The sequence below is a fragment of the Stenotrophomonas sp. G106K1 genome, from assembly GCF_037969685.1.
GTDB classification, from domain to species: domain Bacteria; phylum Pseudomonadota; class Gammaproteobacteria; order Xanthomonadales; family Xanthomonadaceae; genus Stenotrophomonas; species Stenotrophomonas lactitubi.
Genome location: NZ_JBBPFR010000002.1, coordinates 150,733 through 168,985, shown reverse-complemented (window position 1 = coordinate 168,985; position 18,253 = coordinate 150,733). Strand labels below are relative to the sequence as shown.

General features: G+C 65.3%; 18 protein-coding genes. 9 read left to right on the top strand and 9 right to left on the bottom strand.

Annotation, left to right across the window (positions count from 1 at the left end; translation table 11 throughout):
• Window positions 1-74: 74 nt before the first annotated feature.
• Window positions 75-611: a hypothetical protein gene (locus tag WKB25_RS03050; RefSeq protein ID WP_340568696.1), complete on the top strand. Its 537-nt coding sequence runs from the start codon at window positions 75-77 to the stop codon at window positions 609-611.
• 200 nt (window positions 612-811) lie between these two features.
• Here WKB25_RS03050 and hmgA read toward each other — a convergent pair whose 3' ends face one another.
• Together hmgA and hppD are read right to left on the bottom strand one after the other, a co-directional pair.
• The gene (gene hmgA / locus WKB25_RS03045; RefSeq protein ID WP_340568695.1) at window positions 812-2,110 is read right to left on the bottom strand and encodes a homogentisate 1,2-dioxygenase; all 1,299 of its coding nucleotides are present in this window, start codon (window positions 2,108-2,110) and stop codon (window positions 812-814) included.
• A gap of 78 nt (window positions 2,111-2,188) precedes the next feature.
• Window positions 2,189-3,301, bottom strand: a complete 1,113-nt coding sequence (hppD, locus tag WKB25_RS03040; protein ID WP_251474013.1) for a 4-hydroxyphenylpyruvate dioxygenase — start codon at window positions 3,299-3,301, stop codon at window positions 2,189-2,191.
• A 129-nt stretch (window positions 3,302-3,430) separates the two neighbouring features.
• On the opposite strand from hppD, the gene WKB25_RS03035 reads away from it, so the two are divergent.
• From WKB25_RS03035 to WKB25_RS03025, 3 genes are all read left to right on the top strand, one after another.
• Entirely contained in the window at window positions 3,431-3,925 is a 495-nt protein-coding gene (locus WKB25_RS03035) for a MarR family winged helix-turn-helix transcriptional regulator (protein WP_050815698.1), read from the top strand.
• 541 nt (window positions 3,926-4,466) lie between these two features.
• The gene (locus WKB25_RS03030; RefSeq protein ID WP_340568694.1) at window positions 4,467-4,694 is read left to right on the top strand and encodes a hypothetical protein; all 228 of its coding nucleotides are present in this window, start codon (window positions 4,467-4,469) and stop codon (window positions 4,692-4,694) included.
• Between the two features lie 19 nt (window positions 4,695-4,713).
• On the top strand, window positions 4,714-5,775 hold the full coding sequence (locus WKB25_RS03025) for a PDDEXK nuclease domain-containing protein (RefSeq protein WP_340568693.1): 1,062 nt from the start codon (window positions 4,714-4,716) through the stop codon (window positions 5,773-5,775).
• 41 nt (window positions 5,776-5,816) lie between these two features.
• Here the strand turns inward: WKB25_RS03025 and WKB25_RS03020 are convergent, their stop codons facing one another.
• The 4 genes from WKB25_RS03020 to WKB25_RS03005 form a co-directional block, all read right to left on the bottom strand.
• Window positions 5,817-6,956: a hypothetical protein gene (locus WKB25_RS03020; protein ID WP_340568692.1), complete on the bottom strand. Its 1,140-nt coding sequence runs from the start codon at window positions 6,954-6,956 to the stop codon at window positions 5,817-5,819.
• 170 nt (window positions 6,957-7,126) lie between these two features.
• Window positions 7,127-7,729: a thioredoxin family protein gene (locus tag WKB25_RS03015; protein ID WP_340568691.1), complete on the bottom strand. Its 603-nt coding sequence runs from the start codon at window positions 7,727-7,729 to the stop codon at window positions 7,127-7,129.
• A 19-nt stretch (window positions 7,730-7,748) separates the two neighbouring features.
• Window positions 7,749-9,248, bottom strand: coding sequence for an oligopeptide:H+ symporter (locus WKB25_RS03010; RefSeq protein WP_340568690.1), 1,500 nt, complete (start codon window positions 9,246-9,248; stop codon window positions 7,749-7,751).
• Between the two features lie 179 nt (window positions 9,249-9,427).
• On the bottom strand, window positions 9,428-10,303 hold the full coding sequence (locus WKB25_RS03005; RefSeq protein WP_340568689.1) for a tryptophan 2,3-dioxygenase family protein: 876 nt from the start codon (window positions 10,301-10,303) through the stop codon (window positions 9,428-9,430).
• A gap of 325 nt (window positions 10,304-10,628) precedes the next feature.
• Between WKB25_RS03005 and pdhA the strand changes: the two genes are divergently transcribed.
• Genes pdhA through WKB25_RS02985 form a run of 4 tightly spaced genes read left to right on the top strand, consistent with a single transcriptional unit; the run spans window position 10,629 to window position 14,517 of the window.
• Window positions 10,629-11,711, top strand: coding sequence for a pyruvate dehydrogenase (acetyl-transferring) E1 component subunit alpha (pdhA, locus tag WKB25_RS03000; RefSeq protein WP_089237414.1), 1,083 nt, complete (start codon window positions 10,629-10,631; stop codon window positions 11,709-11,711).
• Window positions 11,704-12,771: an alpha-ketoacid dehydrogenase subunit beta gene (locus tag WKB25_RS02995; RefSeq protein ID WP_089237416.1), complete on the top strand. Its 1,068-nt coding sequence runs from the start codon at window positions 11,704-11,706 to the stop codon at window positions 12,769-12,771. Before pdhA ends, WKB25_RS02995 begins: the two co-directional genes overlap by 8 nt.
• A 1-nt stretch (window position 12,772) precedes the next feature.
• Window positions 12,773-13,126: an SH3 domain-containing protein gene (locus tag WKB25_RS02990; RefSeq protein ID WP_025874583.1), complete on the top strand. Its 354-nt coding sequence runs from the start codon at window positions 12,773-12,775 to the stop codon at window positions 13,124-13,126.
• A complete protein-coding gene (locus WKB25_RS02985; RefSeq protein ID WP_089237418.1) occupies window positions 13,123-14,517 on the top strand; it encodes a dihydrolipoamide acetyltransferase family protein in 1,395 nt (464 codons plus the stop codon). The genes WKB25_RS02990 and WKB25_RS02985 overlap by 4 nt, the downstream gene beginning before the upstream one ends.
• Window positions 14,518-14,639: 122 nt before the next feature.
• Here WKB25_RS02985 and WKB25_RS02980 read toward each other — a convergent pair whose 3' ends face one another.
• Window positions 14,640-15,026, bottom strand: coding sequence for a VOC family protein (locus tag WKB25_RS02980; RefSeq protein ID WP_340568687.1), 387 nt, complete (start codon window positions 15,024-15,026; stop codon window positions 14,640-14,642).
• A 355-nt stretch (window positions 15,027-15,381) separates the two neighbouring features.
• On the opposite strand from WKB25_RS02980, the gene WKB25_RS02975 reads away from it, so the two are divergent.
• Entirely contained in the window at window positions 15,382-16,854 is a 1,473-nt protein-coding gene (locus WKB25_RS02975; protein ID WP_340568686.1) for a S1 family peptidase, read from the top strand.
• Between the two features lie 55 nt (window positions 16,855-16,909).
• On the opposite strand, the gene WKB25_RS02970 is transcribed toward WKB25_RS02975, so the two are convergent.
• Window positions 16,910-17,617 carry a YafY family protein gene (locus tag WKB25_RS02970; protein ID WP_340568685.1) on the bottom strand — a complete coding sequence of 236 codons (708 nt, stop codon included), beginning with the start codon at window positions 17,615-17,617 and terminating at the stop codon, window positions 16,910-16,912.
• Complete coding sequence (locus tag WKB25_RS02965; RefSeq protein ID WP_340568684.1) at window positions 17,617-18,252, bottom strand: NAD-dependent dehydratase; 636 nt, start codon at window positions 18,250-18,252, stop codon at window positions 17,617-17,619. Before WKB25_RS02965 ends, WKB25_RS02970 begins: the two co-directional genes overlap by 1 nt.
• Window position 18,253 lies beyond the last annotated feature (1 nt).

Genomic DNA, 18,253 nt, shown 5'->3' with positions numbered 1-18,253 from the left:
CAGGTGCTGCATTGTCATCGCGGTTTCATCGCCCTCATTCAGGCTGGGCGAGCACCGACTTGGCTGTCCTCCCCATGCAACCGCGCAAGACCGACCTCGCCCGAACCGCGCTGCAGGCCCACCGCGCGCCGCTGGACATGCGCCAGCGACGGCTGCTGATTCTGTGCGATGGCCAGCGCAGCATCCCCGAGCTGACCGCACTGCTGGGGCAGGACGCGGCAGCGATGGTGATCCAGCTGATCCAGGCCGGATATCTGGTGACCGCTGCAGACGCTGCCGCCTCCACGCAACCTGCGCCGAGTGTGGCTGCTGCCCCGCTGGCGCCGTCAACCGCCGCAGCGTCCGCCGCGCCAGTCGAGCGACGCCGCTCACTGGTCGCCGCGCGCATCTATGTGCTGGGAATCCTGGAAATGCAGCGGCACCCCAACGCAGCAGCGTTGTTCCGCGACCTGCAGCAGGCGCGCGCCGAAGGCGAGGTCCTGCGGGTGATGCAATCGGCGCTGCAGGTGCTGCCGGCGCTGACCTCGGAAGGCTACTGCCAGCGCGTGCGGCAGCGGCTGATGGAGGCGCTGCCGGTGGAGCATTGCGACGCGTTCGCGGCCATCGCCTGATCCGGCGAACAGCATCCACGCATGGCGTGGATCTACTGCATCACGTGCCCGGATGGATCCACGCCAAGTGCGATATCGCGCCACCCAGTAGATCCACGCCATGCGTGGATGCAGTATCGCGCCACCCGGTGGTTCCACGCCATGCGTGGATGCAGTATCGCGCTTCCCGGTAGATCCACGCCATGCGTGGATGCGGACGATCAACGGAAATTGTTGCGCAGGCCGTTCCAGCACTGCTGGTAATCGCCCTGCCGGTGGCCCGCAGCCAGCGCCTGCGCGGTCGGGCGGATCACCCCGCGGGTCTCGAACATGAAGGCCATGGTGTCCTTGATCACGTCCGGCTTGGACAAGTCGGCACTGGAGGCCTTGTCGAAGGTCGGGGCATCTGGACCGTGGCCGCTCATGCAGTTGTGCAGCGACGCACCGCCCGGTACGAAGCCTTCGGCCTTGGCGTCGTAGGCACCATGCACCAGGCCCATGAACTCGCTGGCGATGTTGCGGTGGAACCACGGCGGGCGGAACGTGTTCTGCGCCACCAGCCAGCGCGGCGGGAAGATCGCGAAATCCATGTTGCTGGTGCCCGCGGTGTCGCTGGGCGAGTGCAGCACCAGGAAGATCGAGGGATCCGGGTGGTCGTGGCTGATCGAGCCGATGGTGTTGAAGCGGCGCAGGTCGTAGCGGTACGGCGCGTAGTTGCCGTGCCAGGCGACCACGTCCAGCGGCGAATGATCGATCGGGGCACGCCACAGGCGGCTGTCGAACTTGGCAATCAGTTCGAAATCGCCGTCGATGTCTTCGAACGCGGCATGCGGGGTCTCGAAGTCGCGTGGATTGGCCAGGCCGTTGGAGCCGATCGGGCCCAGGTCGGGCAGCTTCAGCAGCGCGCCGTAGTTCTCGCAGATGTAGCCACGGCTTGGGCCGTCAGGCAGCTCGACACGGAAGCGCACGCCGCGCGGAATCACCGCGATCTGCTGCGGTTCGATCTCGATCACGCCCAGCTCGGTCAGCAGCCGCAGGCTGCCCAGCTGCGGCACGATCAGCAGTTCACCGTCGGCGTCGTAGAAGTAGCGGCCGACCATGTCACGGTTGGCCGCGTACAGATGGATACCAACACCGGCATGCGCGTCGGGCGAACCGTTGCCGCCCATCGTGTACAGGCCTTCGACGAAATCGGTCGGCAGCTCCGGCAGCGGCAGCGGGCTCCAGCGCAGTTGGTTCGGCGAAGCGGGCTGCGCACCGAAATCGCACTGCAGCTGCGATTGCGCGAACGGAGTGAACTCACCGTGGGTCACCGCCGGACGGATCCGGTACAGCCAGCTACGGCGGTTGCTGCCGCGCGGTGCGGTGAACGCAGTGCCGGTCAGCTGCTCGGCATACAGGCCATGGGCCACCTTCTGCGGCGAGTTCTGGCCAATGGGCAGTGCACCGGGCACGGCCTCGCTGGCGAACTCGTTGCCGAAACCGGACTGGTAGCCGCGGGCGGTGATGGAGGGGGACATGGGAGTTCCTGGAAGCCTGGGGGAAGCCGCCGGGCATGGCCCGGCGCTACCGGTGAGGAGGGTGCCGCTGTGGAAACCTTACAGCACGCCGCGACGGATCTGATCGCGTTCGATGCTCTCGAACAGCGCGGTGAAGTTGCCTTCGCCGAAGCCTTCGTTGCCCTTGCGCTGGATGATCTCGAAGAAGATCGGGCCGATGCAGTTCTGGGTGAAGATCTGCAGCAGCTTGCGCTGGTGGGTTTCCGGGTCGGCGTCGATCAGGATCTTGTTCTTCGCCAGGCGGGCGACGTCCTCACCGTGGTTCGGCACGCGCTGGTCGATCACGTCGAAGTAGGTCTCCGGCGTGTCGAGGAAATCCACACCCTGCGCGCGCATGGCTTCAACCGTGTCGTAGATGTTCTCGGTGAAGCAGGCGATGTGCTGGATGCCCTCACCCTTGTACGCGTCCAGATACTCGTTGATCTGGCTCTTCGGGTCGGACGACTCGTTCAGCGGAATGCGCACGATGCCGTCCGGCGCGGTCATCGCCTTGGACACCAGGCCGGTCTTCAGGCCCTTGATGTCGAAGTAGCGGATCTCGCGGAAGTTGAACAGGCGCTCGTAGTAGTCGGACCACTGCTGCATGTTGCCGAAGTACAGGTTGTGGGTCAGGTGGTCGATGAAGGTCAGGCCGAAGCCCTTCGGGCGCAGCTCGGCGCCGGCGATCAGCTCGTAGTCGCCATCGAAGATGCTGCCGGCATCGCCGTAGCGATCCACCAGGTACAGCATGCAGTCGCCGATGCCCTTGATGACCGGCGCGTTGACCGCCTTGCTCTCCGGCTTGAAGGCGATGGCTTCAGCGCCATTGCCCAGCGCCGTCTGGTAGACCTCTGCGCCCGGCTTCTTGAAGCGGATGGCGAAGCCGCAGGCACACGGGCCGTGCTTCTCGGCGAAGTCCGCAGCGAACGAATCGGGGTCTTCATTGACCAGGAAGTTGACGTCGCCCTGGCGATAGACGGTAATCGGACGCTGCTTGTGCTTGAGCACCGCGCTGAAGCCCATCTTGCGGAAGTACTCGTGCAGCTCGGCACCACGGCCGGCCGGTGCGGCGAATTCGACGAACTCGAAGCCGTCGATGCCCATCGGGTTTTCGAAGGTGGTGACCTGCATGCCGGGGTTGGGATGCGAGGCGGACGGGACTGCGGTATTCATGGCGTGGCTCCGAATCGGTGCCGCATCGGCACAAACCAGGTGCGGGCGGGGTTGGACCCGGCGAGAATGCAGGGTACGGACCCAACACTTATAGTTACACTTGAAACCACCAGCAAGGTGCACCGCAACATGAGCCCCGCCGATCCCGCTTCCACCCGCCTGCGTGCCTCCCACGTCCTGCTCGACCTGGAACAGTTCCTGCCGTACCGGCTGAGCGTGCTGTCCAACCGGGTCAGCGGCAACATCGCCAAGCTGTACGGCGACCGCTATGGCCTGGCCATCCCGGAGTGGCGGGTGATCACCATCCTGGCGCTGTACCCCGGGTCGTCGGCCAGCGAGGTCTCCGACCGCACGGCGATGGACAAGGTGGCGGTCAGCCGCGCGGTGGCGCGCCTGCTGGAACGCGGTTTCATCAAGCGTGAGACGCATGGCGATGACCGCCGCCGTTCGGTGCTGGCGCTGTCGGCGGCGGGGTTCGAGGTGTACGAGACGATCGCGCCGATGGTGATCGAGATCACCCGCAAGCTGATGTCGGTGCTGAGCGAGGAAGAGGAGCAGGTGCTGGAGAAGCTGATCCTGCGACTGGCCGGCGATGGCCTGGAGCGGATGGGCGAAGGGGTCTGACCCCTTCGGGGCGGCGCCCCCCGCCGCCCTTGGTCGGTGTCGACCTTGGTCGACTCATGGATCCACGCCAGGCGTGGATGATGTCGCGGGCTGCGCTGTGAGGGGTCCGGCGCAGACGATTGATGATGTGCAAGGCGCGTTGTTCATGGCCCGCCGACGAACGGTCTTTCGGCCGGGTTCGACTCGACGTGTCGCGTTTACCACCTGATGTTTCGGCATCGGGCCGGTAGAGTCCTGATCGACAGAGCGGTTGTATCGAAATTCGCGCATCGAATGGCATTGCCTATTGGACGGCCGGTCCCATCGGCCCGAGGGTAGTCGCGCAGCGGAGCACCGCTGCCGGGGTTGAAAGCCCGTCCATCAAACGCGTAACGACGCTGCACCAATGGTGCCCATCTCACGGTGGGCGCCATTCTGCCGCCGGGTCTGCCTTATGGCGGGCGGTGCGTGGGGCCTGGTGCCCACCGTTTTCGCGTTTGAGCGGTCTTTCAACCACGCATCGCCTGCCGCCTTTCCGGCGGCCTCTCCCCGGAGCTTCGCCATGACACGCCCCAATCCCCCCACTACCGACCCCATCGACCGCGAAGCCGACCTGCAGCGCATCGATGAGGCGTTGGCCACGTTGGAAACCGTCACCCAGGCGTGGTTCGAACACCAGCGCCTCAAGGCCTGCCAGCCAGGCCTGCTGCTGTCGTTGAACCGGCTGCTCGACCTGACCAGTCTCGCCAAGGGTTATGCCAGTGCGCTGCGGGTGATTGCCGAACCCTGACCCCGCTGGAAGGCACCTCATGGATGACACATCGCCCCTCACCCTGCCGCATACCCACGATCTGCTGGCTGATATCCGGGAGCTGATATCCACGGCCCGCGCCGGGATGGTGAGGACCGTCAATGCCGAACTGACGCTGCTGTACTGGCGCATAGGACGTCGCATCCATGTCGATCAGATGGATGGACGCCGGGCGCGCTATGGAGAGGTCCTGTTCAAGCGCATCGCCAGGACACTGTCTGCCGAGTTCGGCGGTTCGTTCGGTGAAAAGAGCCTGCGCAGGATGGTGCAGTTCTCCATCGCATTTGCCGACGAGCAGATTGTCGTATCACTGCTACGACAATTGAGCTGGACCCATTTCATCGCGCTGATCCCGCTGTCTGATCCGCTCAAGCGCGACTTCTACGCCCAGATGGCCAGCACGGAAGGCTGGAGCGTCCGCATGTTGCGCCAGCGCATCGACTCGATGCTGTACGAACGTACGGCACTTTCCAGCCAGCCCGAGCAGACCATTGCCAATGAGCTGTCGGCGTTGCGCAGGAACCAGCAGCTCTCCCCGGGTCTGGTCCTGCGCGACCCGTACGTCCTGGATTTTCTCGGGCTGAAGGAATGCTGGGACGAGCAGGAGCTGGAAGGCGCCATCCTGCGTGAGATGCAGGGATTCCTGCTTGAACTCGGGGCAGGCTTCAGTTTCGTCGCCCGCCAGAAACGCATCCAGATCGACGACGATGACTTCCATCTCGACCTGTTGTTCTATAACCGCCGCCTGCGCAGGCTGGTGGCCGTCGAATTGAAGATCGGTGACTTCAAGCCAGCGTACAAGGGCCAGATGGAGCTCTATCTGCGTTGGCTGGATCGGTATGAGCGAGAGGAAGGTGAGGAGGCGCCGCTGGGCATCATCCTTTGCACAGGCAAGAAGGCAGGCCAGATCGAGTTGCTGGAACTGGACCGCTCAGGCATCCATGTGGCGGAGTACCTGACATCCCTTCCCTCCCGGGAAGTCCTCAAGCAACGGCTGCAGGCCGCCACGGAGCGTGCACGGCAGCGCATGGAGTTCACTGCTGCAGAGATCGACCGTTAGGGGGTCAACAGATCCACATCACGCGCGGATGGCCCACGTCCTCAGCTCAGATGCTTGCGCCGTGCATGGATCCACGGCACCGCCAGCGCGCCGATGGCACCGCCGGCAAAGCCCAGCGAGGCGGCAACGGTGGCCGCTTCAACCGCCCCCGGCAGTGCCAGCGCAGCGGTGACCAGCAGCAGCGATGGCAGGCCAACAAACGTCCCAAGGAAGAACGGCCAGCGCGGCGACCAGGTGTTCAACTGCAGCAGGCTGACCGGCTGCCATGCCTCGGATGCAGCGTCTTCGGCGATCTTGGCGACCACTCTGCCCAGATCCACTTCCGGCAGCAGCTTGCCCGGACGCGCGGCGGCAATCGCTTCGGCCACGGCTTCAACGGGCGGGAAGCTGCCCGGCCACGCCACCGGAGCAGGCACGCCATAGGCGGTCAGCAGTGGCACGCTCAGCCACGGCGCAACCAACGGGCGCAACCTGCGCCGGCCATGCACGCACCAGATCTGCGGCTGGCCATGCGCGGTCACGCTGTACAGCGCCAGCTCGCCCGGTGGCGGGTAGCCCAGCATGGTCACCCGCGCCGCCAGGCTGTCCTGGTCCATCGCACGCAGGAAGCCGGGGCGGCTGCGCCCTTCCTGCATCCAGGCCAGGCCCAGCGCGCCGACCAGATAGGCCTCGGCAACATCCTTGCTGCCCGCGTTGGCGCGGTCATCGCTGGCCAAGTACCAGGCCAGTGACTTCGGTTCGGGTACATCGACCAGGCCCCAGCGGCTGTCATCGCCCAGCACATGGCGCACCGGCAGGCGGGCCGGTGCGGTTTCACCACGCTCGCCGGGCTGCAGGAACGGCAGCACGCCCTGCACGAAACTGGACAGGTCGATCGCGCGCACGCCGTTGCCGTGCCATTCCGGCGGCAGCAGACCGGCCAATTGCCCTTCGGCGGCCAGTCGATCCAGCCGCGCCTTCTGTTCCACCAGCTTCTGCACCGCGCCCTTCAGCACCACGTTGTCGGGCAAGGCGATCTGCGGCAACCGATGCCGCGGCGGTGCGAGTTCAAGCGTTGCTGCGCCGGTGCCGGTGTCATCCAGCAGGGCTTCCTGCGGTGGCAGGCTCACGCCATCGCCTGCTCCGCCTTCGGCCAGTTCAGTGGCAGGTTCGTGCAGACGTTCGGCGTGATCGCTGTGCATGGGCGTTCCGGTAGGTTGCATCGACGGGTCGTCGACTGAAGTCCTTGCCGGTAACGGCGTGCGCACGCTGAAGTTGAGATGTGGAGTCGGAGAGTGTGACGGCGCGCGCAGTAGATCCACGCCATGCGTGGATGGCCGGGCAGCGGAGAGGCTGCCGGGCAGGCCCGGTGCTACCGGTCAGGCGCCCACTGCTTGAGGAACGCCATCACGCGTGCGGTCTGCACGGTCTTGCCCTTGTGCATCGCTTCGCTGGGCTGCGGCGCCAGCAGGGTGCCGTCGGCATCGATCACCAGCAGGCGCGGGTACTCGCCTTCGAACGGCGGGAACTGGCCCAGGAAGGCCGCGTTCGGGTTCTCGGCGCTGTCGTTGACCTTCACCCACACGAAGTGGGCATCACGGAAGCGGCGCAGATCGCCATTGCCTTCCACGGCTTCATCCAGCGCATGGCAGGGCTCGCAGGCGGCGTTGCCCACTTCCAGGATGATGCGCTTGTTGCCGCGCTGGGCTTCGACCTTGGCCGTTTCCAGGTCGGCAACGGGATTGCGGGCCGGGTCGAACTGCGCGCCAAGCCCGGCGATGGCGGCGATATCGGCCGCCGCCGGGGTGTTGCCCGAGGCCACCGGTTCGCTGGGGTCAGCGACCGGTGGCTCGGTGGGGCGGGTATCGAGGGGCTGCGTGGGTTCGGGGGCAGCGGGAGGTTGAGGCTGCGAACAGGCGCCGATCAGCGCCGCACACACCACTGCCACCACTGCACCACCGAACGTTGTACGCATGCCCACTACCCTCTCATTACTACTTCACGCCGTGCATCAGCTTGTTGATCAGCGGCGCGACCAGGAACAGGACCACACCCGAACCGATCAAGGCCCAGAAGCCGAAGGTATACCCCTTCAGGGCCGATTCGACCGTCATGCCGCCTTCACCACTGACCGCACCGGCGAAGATGCCCGACAGGTTGTTGCCGATGCCGGTGGACAGGAACCAGCCGCCCATGCCGAAGCCGACCAGGCGCACCGGGGCCAGCTTGGTCACCATCGACAGGCCGATCGGCGACAGGCACAGCTCACCGACCGACTGGATGACGTAGACCATGAACAGGGTCCAGAACGGGATCTTGCCGTCCACGACCATGGTCGACAGGGCGAACATCAGCAGTGCGAAGGCAGCGCCGTTGAACAGCAGGCCGAGGCCGAACTTGCGCGGGATGGACGGATTGGCGCGGCCCAGGGCCACCCAGATCCAGGCGATGATCGGCGCCAGGGTGATGATCGCCACCGAGTTGACCGACTGGAACCACGCGGTCGGGAAGGTCCAATCACCCAGCTGGCGGTTGACGATGTTCTCGGCCAGGAAGGTGAAGGAGCTGCCTGCCTGTTCGAAGAACATCCAGAACATGACGTTGAAGGCGAAGATGATCAGCATGGCGATCACGCGGTCGCGCTGCACCTTGCCCTCGCGGATGCCTTCCACCAGCAGCAGCACGGCCAGCGCGGCAAACATCACGCCGAGGATCCAGGCCAGCGCGGTGGCGCCGGTGGCGAGCAGGAAGTAAGCCACCGGAATGGCGAACAGCGAACCGACCAGCACCATGATGATGCGGCCGAAACCTTCAGCACCGACCGGCGGTGCACCGATGCCCTTCAGGCCGGCACGACCGATGTAGAACCACACCAGCGAGATCAGCATGCCCACGCCGGAGGCGATGAACACGACCTTGTACGACGGCATTTCCGAGGTACCGAAGACCTTGCGGGCCAGGTACTCGGTCAGCACCGGGGCGATCATCGCGCCGATGTTGATGCCCATGTAGAAGATGGTGAAGCCCGAGTCGCGGCGCTCGTCCTTCAGGCCGTACAGCTTGCCGACCATGGTCGAGATGTTCGGCTTGAACAGGCCGTTGCCGACGATGATCGTGGCCAGGCCGAGCTTGAAGATGTGCTCCTGCGGCAGCGAGATCATGAACAGGCCGACGGCCATGATGATCGCGCCGGTCAGGATCGAGCGCTGGTAACCCAGTACCCGGTCGGCCACGTAACCACCGAAGATCGCGGCGGCGTACACCAGCGCCAGGTAGGCGCCGTAGATGCGGCTGGCGTCGCCTTCACCGGCGGCGTTGCCGTTGTAGAACTGGGCAACGATGTACAGCACCAACGCCCAGCGGATGCCGTAGAACGCAAAGCGCTCCCAGAACTCGGTCATGAACAGCATCCACAACGGGCGCGGGTGGCCCATCGTGGTGTTGAAGTCCGGCAGCGCCGGCTCTGGGGTGTTCGCAGTGGCGTTTACGCTCATGCGGAATTCCTGGTTCGGTGGATGGAGGCACGTCCGATGTGCGGTGAAGCAACGCGCGAGGATCACCGACTTCTGGCGTTCACGTCAAATACACGCCGTTTGAGGCAGGTCGCGGCCTGCTCGCTGAACTTGCATCTGAAACGATCCAGCCAGCCGCGGGCGGCCAAGCTGAATGGGGATCAGGCCAGATCCGGCGGGGGCGCGACCTGCAGCGTGGTACGCACCTGGAACAATTCAGGGAAGAAGGTCAGTTCCAGCGCCTTGGCCAGGAAGCCCACGCCGGAGGAGCCGCCGGTGCCGCGCTTGAAGCCGATCACCCGCATCACCGTGCGCATGTGGCGGAACCGCCACAGCTGGAAGGCCGTTTCCAGGTCCACCAGGTCCTCGCACAGCGCGTACTCGCGCCAGTAGCGGTCAGTGTCCTGGTAGATGCGTTCGAAGACCGGCTGCAGTGCATCATCGGCCACATGCGGCTGGGTCCAGTCGTGCGCCTCGTACACCGCCGGCACGGCGTGGCCGAAGCGGGCCAGGTACTTCAGGAACTCCTCGTACAGGCTCGGCGCCTCCAGCACGGTGCGCAGCTGCGCCTGCCCGGCCGTGTCGTGCTCGAACACCTGCAGCATCTGCGCGTTCTTGTTGCCCAGCAGGAACTCGATGTAGCGGTACTGCAGCGACTGGAACCCCGAGGACGGGCCCAGCACGTCGCGGAAGCCCATGTATTCGGACGGGGTGAGGGTTTCCAGCACCGACCACTGTTCGGTCAGCTGGCGCAGCACCTGCTTGCTGCGCGCCAGCACCTTGCGGCACTGCCAGACCTCGTCGCGCTGCAGGAAACCGATCGCCGCACCCAGCTCGTGGCCCAGCAGCTTCAGCCACAGCTCGGAGGTCTGGTGCTGGATGATGAAGAGCATCTCGTCGTGATGCGGCGGATTGGACAGCGGCTGCTGCGCGCTGAGCAGCTGGTCCAGCCGCAGGTAGCCGCCGTAGGTCAGCCGTCCCTGCAGGTCGGTGTGGATACCGGCTTCGAGATCGCGTTGGTTGTTGTCGACGGGCATGGGCGGGACCAGATCGGGGGCGGCAAGGGTAGCGCGTTGCTGCCGCGCTGGCAGCCGTGATGACCGTACCGGGGCGTGTGGCAGGGCTGTGGAGCGATGGTTGCGCGTGGAACCGTTTGCGCCGTTCTACTGGCGCTCAGCCCAAGGCTGTTTGTGATGCTTTGCAGCAATGGCTGAATACGCTGAAGTTATTGGCATCAGGCACCCGGAAGGGGGTACAAAGGCCGGCAGGCCGTGCTGCGCCGCAGGAGAGCTTTTTCGTACGCATTCCTTAACATGGCGATTCATATCATTTGTAACTTCTCTGTCGAAGGTGCAGTACGCAATGACGGTTGCCGCTGAGTTCAAGATCGAATACCTGCAGTATCTGGACACGGACGGCACGCTCGTCCGCGATGACCTGCCCGAAGCCCTGCGCGACCCGCGCGCGTTGCTGCCGATGTTCAAGCAGATGCTGTTCGTGCGCGTGTTCGACGGCAAGTCGATCGCGCTGCAGCGCACCGGCAAGCTGGGTACCTACGCCGCCTGCCTCGGCCACGAAGCCGCGCATGTGGGCATCGGCGCATCGATGCAGAAGGACGATGTGTTCGCACCGTCCTACCGCGAGTACGGCGCCATGTTCATGCGGGGCGTGCGCCCGCACGACGTGCTGATGTACTGGGGCGGTGACGAGCGCGGCAACGACTACGGCGGCAATGCGGCCAAGGACTTCCCGTTCTGCGTGCCGATCTCCACCCAGTGCCTGCACGCCGCAGGCGCAGCGCTGAAGTTCAAGCTCAACAAGGAACAGCAGATCGCGGTGGCCGTGTGCGGCGACGGCGGCAGTTCCAAGACCGACTTCTACGCTGCACTGAATTCGGCCGGTGCCTACAAGCTGCCGCTGATCCTGTGCATCGTCAACAACGGCTGGGCCATCTCGGTCCCGCGTTCGGCCCAGACCGGTGCCGAGACGCTGGCACAGAAGGGCCTGGCTGGCGGCCTGCACTGCCTGCAGGTGGACGGCAACGATCTGATCGCGGTGATGGCCGCCATGCTGCAGGCGCGCGAACGTGCGCTGGCCGGCGACGGCGGCACCGTGCTGGAACTGATGACCTATCGCCTGTCCGACCACACCACCGCCGATGACGCGCGCCGCTACCGCGACGACGCCGAAGTGAAGGATGCCTGGCAGCGCGAGCCGATGCTGCGCCTGCGCAAGTACCTGACCAACGCCGGTGTCTGGAGCGAGGAAGAAGAAGCGGCCTGGACCGCCGAGTGCGGCAAGCGCGTGGACGAGGAAGTGAACCTGTACCTCAACACGCCGGTGCAGCCGGTCGAGGCGATGTTCGATTTCCTCTATGCCGACCCGCCGCAGGACCTGCTGGCCCAGCGCGCCCAGGCGATCGCCCTGGAGCAGCGCCATGGATGAGATCAAGAACGGCGCGTCCAGCGCGCACACCAACGCCGCCGACAGCGCTGCCGTCGCGCGCGGAGAACAGAACATGACCGACACCCCGATCACCCTCATCGAAGCCATCACCCAGGCACTTGCCTGGGAGCTGGAGCACGACAAGTCGGTGCTGGTGCTGGGCGAAGACGTGGGCGTCAACGGCGGCGTGTTCCGCGCTACCGCCGGCCTGCAGCAGCGCTTCGGCGCCGACCGCATCCTCGACACCCCGCTGGATGAAACCACCATCGCCGGCCTCACCATCGGCCTGGCCGCACAGGGCATGAAGCCGGTGGCCGAAGCCCAGTTCGATGGCTTCATGTACCCGATGGTCGACCACATCATCTGCCACGCCGCGCGCCTGCGCTACCGCACCCGTGGCCGCCTGCACTGCCCGATGGTGCTGCGCGTGCCGTGGGGTGGTGGCATCCGTGCACCGGAACACCACAGTGAAGCCAACGAAGCGATCTTCACCAATGTGCCGGGCCTGCGCGTGGTGCTGCCGTCCTCACCGCAGCGCGCCTATGGCCTGCTGCTGGCCGCGATCCGCGAGCCGGATCCGGTGATCTACATGGAGCCCAAGCGCATCTACCGCCAGTACAAGGAAGTGGTCGTCAACGACGGCGAAGCCTTGCCGCTGGACGTGTGCTTCGTGCTGCGCGATGGCACCGACGTGACCCTGGTGACCTGGGGCGCGCAGGTGAAGGAAGCGCTGGAAGCGGCCGACAAGCTGGCCGGCGAAGGCATCAGTGCCGAAGTCATCGACGTGGCCACGCTGCGTCCGCTGGACTTTGCCACCATCGCCGAGTCGGTGGCCAAGACCGGCCGCTGCGTGATCGTGCAGGAGGCCCCGAAGACCGCGGGCTTCGGCGCGGAAATCGCCGCACGCCTGGCCGAGGAATCGCTGTACGACCTGCTGGCTCCGGTCGAGCGCGTTACCGGCTACGACACCCACATTCCGCTGTTCCGCCTGGAGATGAAGTATCTGCCGAGCGTGGAGCGGATCGTGGCGGCGGCCAAGCGCGCGGTGGCGGCAGGCTGACATGCGGGCCCGCCTTCTCGGGGCTTACCGCAGCCAGTATCCCAACCCGCTCCGGTTCCGCACCGGCCAGATCGTCGAAGTAGGCGTACGTGACGAGGAATGGCCGGCGTTTGCCTGGGTGCGCACCAGTGATGGGCGCGCCGGATGGGCACCGGTAGCGTGGTTGCAGCTGTTGGACGATGGTCGCGCAGAAGCCCTGCGCGACTATGACGCCCGCGAGCTGGATGTGGAGAACGGCGAGATGGTCAAGCTTCATCACGAACACGGCGGGTGGTGGTGGTCCGAGCGCGCCAATGGCGCGACGGGCTGGTTGCCTGCCCGCGAACTGGAACTGCTGGAAGAGAACTGCAAATGAGCCAGACCAAGAACTTCAACCTGCCCGACCTGGGCGAAGGCCTGCCGGACGCGACCATCGTCGAGTGGTTCGTCAAGGAAGGCGATGTGATCAAGCTGGACGAGCCGCTGGTCTCGATGGAGACCGCCAAGGCCGTCGTCGAAGTGCCCTCGCCGTTCTCCGGCACGGTGTTGAAGCTGTCCGGCGCTGCCGGCGACATCATCCCGACCGGCGCGGTGCTGGCCAGCTTCGCGCTGGACCCGAACCTGCCACAGCGCGCTGACGGCCAGGACACCGGCCACAGCCACGGCCATGCCGCTCCGGCGGCTCCTGCCGCACCGACGCCGCCGCCGCTGCCGACCGCAGCCGCCCCGGTAGCTGCCGAAGAAGCCAAGCCGGCCGCCGCCGAGCGTGATGACGCCGGCACCGTGGTTGGCGCGATGCAGAGCTCCAACGCGGTGCATGCCGAACAGGCGCTGGCCGTCGGCGGCGTCAAGGCCGTACCGGCCGTGCGTGCCACCGCGCGCAAGCTGGGCGTGGACCTGAGCCGCGTGCGTGCCACCGGCACCGATGGCGCAGTGACCATGGCCGACGTCAAGCAGGCCGCTGCCGATGGCAGCGCGAAGATCGGCGCCGCACCGGCAGCGGTTGCTGCACCGGCTGCTGCCGCACCGGCTCCGGCGCAGGTGGCCGCGCCGGTACAGTCCGACGCACGCACCCCGCTGTCTGCCGCTGGCAAGCCGATGCGCACCCAGCCGCCCGGCGTGGTTGCCAAGGGCCAGCCGGAACCGCTGAAGGGCGTGCGCCGCAACATGGCCCGCGTCATGGCCGATGCGCACAGCAAGGTCGTGCCGACCACGCTGAACGACGACGCCGACATCCACGCCTGGCTGCCGGGCAACGACGTCACCGCGCGCCTGGTGCGCTCGATCGTGGTCGCCGCGCAGAAGGTGCCGGCGATGAACGCCTGGTTCGACGGTGAAGCGCTGACCCGCACCCTGCATGCGCAGGTGGACATCGGCATCGCCGTTGATACCGACGACGGCCTGTTCGTGCCGGCCCTGCGCAACGCCGACATGCTCGACGCCCGTGGCATCCGCGAAGGCGTGAACCGTCTGCGCGAGCAGGTGGAAGCGCGTTCGATCGCAGCGTCGGAACTGAGCGGCTACACCATCTCGCTGTCCAACTTCGGCATGTTCGCCGGCCGCTACGCGACCCCGGTCGTGGTGCCGCCGTGCGTGGCCATCGTCGGTGCCGGCCGCGCCCGCCACCAGATGACCCCGGTGATGGGCGGCGTGGAAGCGCACAAGGTGATCCCGCTGTCGGTGACGTTCGACCACCGTGCTGCTACCGGCGGTGAAGCGGCCCGCTTCCTGCGCGCGATGATGGACGATCTGGCGCTGGCCAGCTGATCGACCACCTGATCGGTGGGTGCCAACCGTTGGTTGGCACATGAACTGGAAAAACGCCGGGCATTGCCCGGCGTTTTTTGTGCGTCTTCATCCACGCATGGCGTGGATCTACTTCGCGCTGATCAATCGCGCGCGACCATGCCCTCGGCGCGGCTGTAGACACGCAGTCGGTGGCCATCGGGATCGACGCCGACGAAGGTGTGGCCAAATTCCAGCGCCACCGGTGCCTGGGTGATCTGCACACCGAGTGCGCGCCAGGCATCGTGCAACTGCTGCACCTCATCAGGATTGGCCACCACCATCGCCAGTTCGGCTGCACCCGCTTCGGCGCTCACCGGCGGCTGCACGTCATCGCGTTGCCACAGGCCCAGCGCGGCGCCATCGCCAAGCAGGAACAGGGCGAAGCCGGGCGACTGCTCGACCGGCGGTTTGCCGAGGATGCTGCTGTAGAACGTGGCGCTGGCGGCGACGTCGTGCACGTACTGCAGCAGGGTGCTGGGCTTGAACATGGGGAACCTCCGTTGTTGGGAGCATTCATGGTGGCCCTGCCCTGCTGACAGATTCTGTCAGTGGGCCAAGCAGATGAAATCGACCGGGTAGAGTCGATCGTCGTTCGAACATTTCGCGCATTGCGGGTGCTTCCACCATCGGATGGAGGAACAGGCGATCCACTGTGATCTCGTCATATGTCGCAAAGCCAAGTCATGGCGGGAGCTTTCGTCGGCGATGAACCTTCGCTCTTTTGGAGACCATCCCCGGAGCAATCAAAGGGAGACGCAGTTACCAACTGCAACTCACAGAAATGATTTAGAGTCAATGTAGATGGAACGTCACTTCACGTAATACACATGAAAAGGAAAGCTCATGAGTGCAATACGCAGATATCTGCCGTTATTGGCAGCCATCCTCACCGCCGCTCCCGCCTTTGCGGACGACGCCCCCAAGGATGTGGCAATACAGCACTACGCGGAAACTATGCACATAGGCACGTTCGAAGCCGCTCAACGAATGGATGCGGAACGGGCCGCCGGAAAGCTCAGCGCACGGCTTCAGAGGGAGAAGCCGGATACGTTCGCCGGCCTCTACATCGAGCATTCGCCTGAATTCAGAATCGTCGTGAGGTTCACCGGCGATGCCTCGGGCCAACTTTCCGCCTACACCAAAGATCGCCTCTACGTTGCGGAAAATGCGCCACGTTCTCTCGAGCTTCTCCGCGCCACCCAGGAGGAAGTGTCCGAGCAGCTCGTCAAGGCGGGCATTGAGTTTGCAGCCACGGTAAACATAAAGAGCTCTATCGTCGAGGTATATGTACGCGATCCCGATGCCGTACGCGCCAGACTTTCCAAACTTCTCTCTGTCGCCGACTTCATCCGCATAAAAGAGACCACAGGCTTCATAGAGCCAACAAATACTGTAGCGGGCGGGCGGCGACTGGAAGGTTATCAGCAGCAACTCTGCACAGCAGGCTTCAACGTGGTCGAAACTGCAACTCGCGAACTAGGCTTGGCCACTGCCGGTCACTGTGACAACGACAATTATCAACGCAACCCAACCGCTCGCATTCTATTCAAGAGTGAACGCAACAAAGGATCTTACGACGTTCAGTGGGGTGCACAGCGACGTGGCGGCGTCATCTTCTCCCAATCGAACGAGATCATTGTCGATGGGGCAAAACTGGCAATATCCGAAGAGGCGTCACTTGCCGACATGACACCAGGTACAACGGTCTGCAAGTTCGGCGTAACGACCGGTCGTACATGCGGATCCATCAAAGACGCAGAGTTCGCAGCCAGCTGGAATGGGGAAGCTGGTACCTACGTCCAGGTCGTCAGCCTTGACGGAACCGTGATGAATAGAGGTGGCGATAGTGGTGGCCCGGTCTATGCCGGCGGCACCGCCTACGGCCTTGTTCATGGCAGGGGAAAAGATGGCTCTCCATGGGAAAATGACCTTTTTTTCATGCCCATAGAGAGAATGTCCGCCTTGGGCGTCACTACCCTGACGAAGCCATTTCAGCTGGACAGTGTTCCGGACGTGTCTGGAACAGGCGCAAGTGTTACGGCCGCGATGAACTTTAGTGGGTATCCGCGGTTCCCGGTGTACATCAACCTCGAAATCGTAACGTGTCCTGCCGGATGGATCTGCAGGAATGGTCGCGCCAAAGTCGAAACAAACGTTCCCTCCCCCATCACCTTCACCTGGGGTTGTACACCCAGTAAACCTGGTGAACCCCAGGTTTCGAAAGTCAGGACATCCTTGGAGGATGCGTCGGGCCTCGTAACCCAGGCCATAGAATCGACGATTACCTGTACCCCCCCGGCCTCCCCCGGCACATAGCCCTCCAGCTGTGTAAGCCCACCCCGTTGATGCGTAGCGCCGTCCCTCGTTGTGTTTACGAACGGTCCAGCCAATCCGGGGCGATGCCCTGCGCCTTCTGCCAGCGCCGCAGCAAGGTGGCACGCGGCACCAGGTAGCACTCTTCCAACGCACGCACATGGCGGATGCGATCCAGGCGGAAATGACGGAAGTCCTCGCGGCCCTCGCACCACGCTGCCAGCATCGGCACCTCATCGAAGTACCCCAGTGCGAACGGCCAGACCACGCGCTCGGTACGCCGTCCCTGTGCATCTTCATAGGCGAACTGCAGCCGCTGCTGCGTGCCCACCGCTTCGCGCACGGCCTGCAGGCGCGCTGGGGGCACCTTCGCTGCCGTACGCGATGGGCCCACCCGCAAGCCATTGTCACGCAGTGACTCGCGGCGTGCCGCTGGCAGCACATGGGCGATGCGCGCCAACGCATCACGCGCGGCCTCGGCCAGCGCCGGCTCGGTGCGTGCCGCCACCCAGCGCAGGCCCAGCACCAGCGCGTCGATCTCGGCCGGCGGCAAGGTCAGCGGCGGCAGCACATCGCCCGGTTCCAGCTGGTAGCCGACGCCAGCTTCCCCGCGCAGGTCGGCGCCCTGCTCGCGCAGCGTTTCAATATCGCGGTACAGCGTACGCAGGCTGATGCCCAGTTCCTCGGCCAGCGCCTGCCCGGCCACCGGCCGGCGGTGGCGGCGCAGCACCTGCAGCAGCTGGGTCAGACGCAGCGCGCGCGACATCAGCCCACCAGATCGCGCGACGGCACCACGTGCTCGCCCGGTTGCGGCGCCAGTGCGGCCTCCACCAGCGCGTGGGCAATCACCGGTGCCGGATTGATCCGCCACGAACGTGGCAACACCGGCCCCAGCACGCCCAGCACCTGCAGCGCGAAGTGTTCGCCACGGCGGACCTCCTGCCGCTCACCGCCGATCAGCCCCGGCCGTACCAGCGTCAGCGACGGGAACCCCAACGCGCGCAGGTCGCGCTCCAGCTCGCCTTTGACCCGGCTGTAGAAGATCGACGAACGCGGGTTGGCGCCTGCGGCCGAGTTCAGCGCGAAGGCCTCGGCACCCTGTGCGAGGGCCAGGCGGGCGGAGGCCAGCGGATAGTCATGGTCGATGCGATGGAACGCCTCGCGGCTGCCGGCCTGGGCGATGGTGCTGCCCAGGGCGCAGATCACCGCGTCCACCCGGGCCCAGTCCGGTGCATCGGGCAGCCGGGCGAAGTCGAGCACCGGGTTGTGCAGTTTCCCGTGCGGCGCAGCCAGCGGGCGGCGGCTGGGCGCGACCACGGCACTGCAGCGGGGGTCGGCCAGCAGCAGCGACAGGGCGTGGCCTCCGACCAGTCCCGTCGCCCCCAGCAACATCACACGCATA

What these genes read in the sequence shown, in the direction of transcription:
- WKB25_RS03050 (WP_340568696.1), top strand. Translation starts at nt 75, where the DNA reads ATGCAACCGCGCAAGACCGACCTCGCCCGAACCGCGCTGCAGGCCCAC.
- hmgA (WP_340568695.1), bottom strand. Translation starts at nt 2,110, where the DNA reads ATGTCCCCCTCCATCACCGCCCGCGGCTACCAGTCCGGTTTCGGCAAC.
- hppD (WP_251474013.1), bottom strand. Translation starts at nt 3,301, where the DNA reads ATGAATACCGCAGTCCCGTCCGCCTCGCATCCCAACCCCGGCATGCAG.
- WKB25_RS03035 (WP_050815698.1), top strand. Translation starts at nt 3,431, where the DNA reads ATGAGCCCCGCCGATCCCGCTTCCACCCGCCTGCGTGCCTCCCACGTC.
- WKB25_RS03030 (WP_340568694.1), top strand. Translation starts at nt 4,467, where the DNA reads ATGACACGCCCCAATCCCCCCACTACCGACCCCATCGACCGCGAAGCC.
- WKB25_RS03025 (WP_340568693.1), top strand. Translation starts at nt 4,714, where the DNA reads ATGGATGACACATCGCCCCTCACCCTGCCGCATACCCACGATCTGCTG.
- WKB25_RS03020 (WP_340568692.1), bottom strand. Translation starts at nt 6,956, where the DNA reads ATGCACAGCGATCACGCCGAACGTCTGCACGAACCTGCCACTGAACTG.
- WKB25_RS03015 (WP_340568691.1), bottom strand. Translation starts at nt 7,729, where the DNA reads ATGCGTACAACGTTCGGTGGTGCAGTGGTGGCAGTGGTGTGTGCGGCG.
- WKB25_RS03010 (WP_340568690.1), bottom strand. Translation starts at nt 9,248, where the DNA reads ATGAGCGTAAACGCCACTGCGAACACCCCAGAGCCGGCGCTGCCGGAC.
- WKB25_RS03005 (WP_340568689.1), bottom strand. Translation starts at nt 10,303, where the DNA reads ATGCCCGTCGACAACAACCAACGCGATCTCGAAGCCGGTATCCACACC.
- pdhA (WP_089237414.1), top strand. Translation starts at nt 10,629, where the DNA reads ATGACGGTTGCCGCTGAGTTCAAGATCGAATACCTGCAGTATCTGGAC.
- WKB25_RS02995 (WP_089237416.1), top strand. Translation starts at nt 11,704, where the DNA reads ATGGATGAGATCAAGAACGGCGCGTCCAGCGCGCACACCAACGCCGCC.
- WKB25_RS02990 (WP_025874583.1), top strand. Translation starts at nt 12,773, where the DNA reads ATGCGGGCCCGCCTTCTCGGGGCTTACCGCAGCCAGTATCCCAACCCG.
- WKB25_RS02985 (WP_089237418.1), top strand. Translation starts at nt 13,123, where the DNA reads ATGAGCCAGACCAAGAACTTCAACCTGCCCGACCTGGGCGAAGGCCTG.
- WKB25_RS02980 (WP_340568687.1), bottom strand. Translation starts at nt 15,026, where the DNA reads ATGTTCAAGCCCAGCACCCTGCTGCAGTACGTGCACGACGTCGCCGCC.
- WKB25_RS02975 (WP_340568686.1), top strand. Translation starts at nt 15,382, where the DNA reads ATGAGTGCAATACGCAGATATCTGCCGTTATTGGCAGCCATCCTCACC.
- WKB25_RS02970 (WP_340568685.1), bottom strand. Translation starts at nt 17,617, where the DNA reads ATGTCGCGCGCGCTGCGTCTGACCCAGCTGCTGCAGGTGCTGCGCCGC.
- WKB25_RS02965 (WP_340568684.1), bottom strand. Translation starts at nt 18,252, where the DNA reads ATGCGTGTGATGTTGCTGGGGGCGACGGGACTGGTCGGAGGCCACGCC.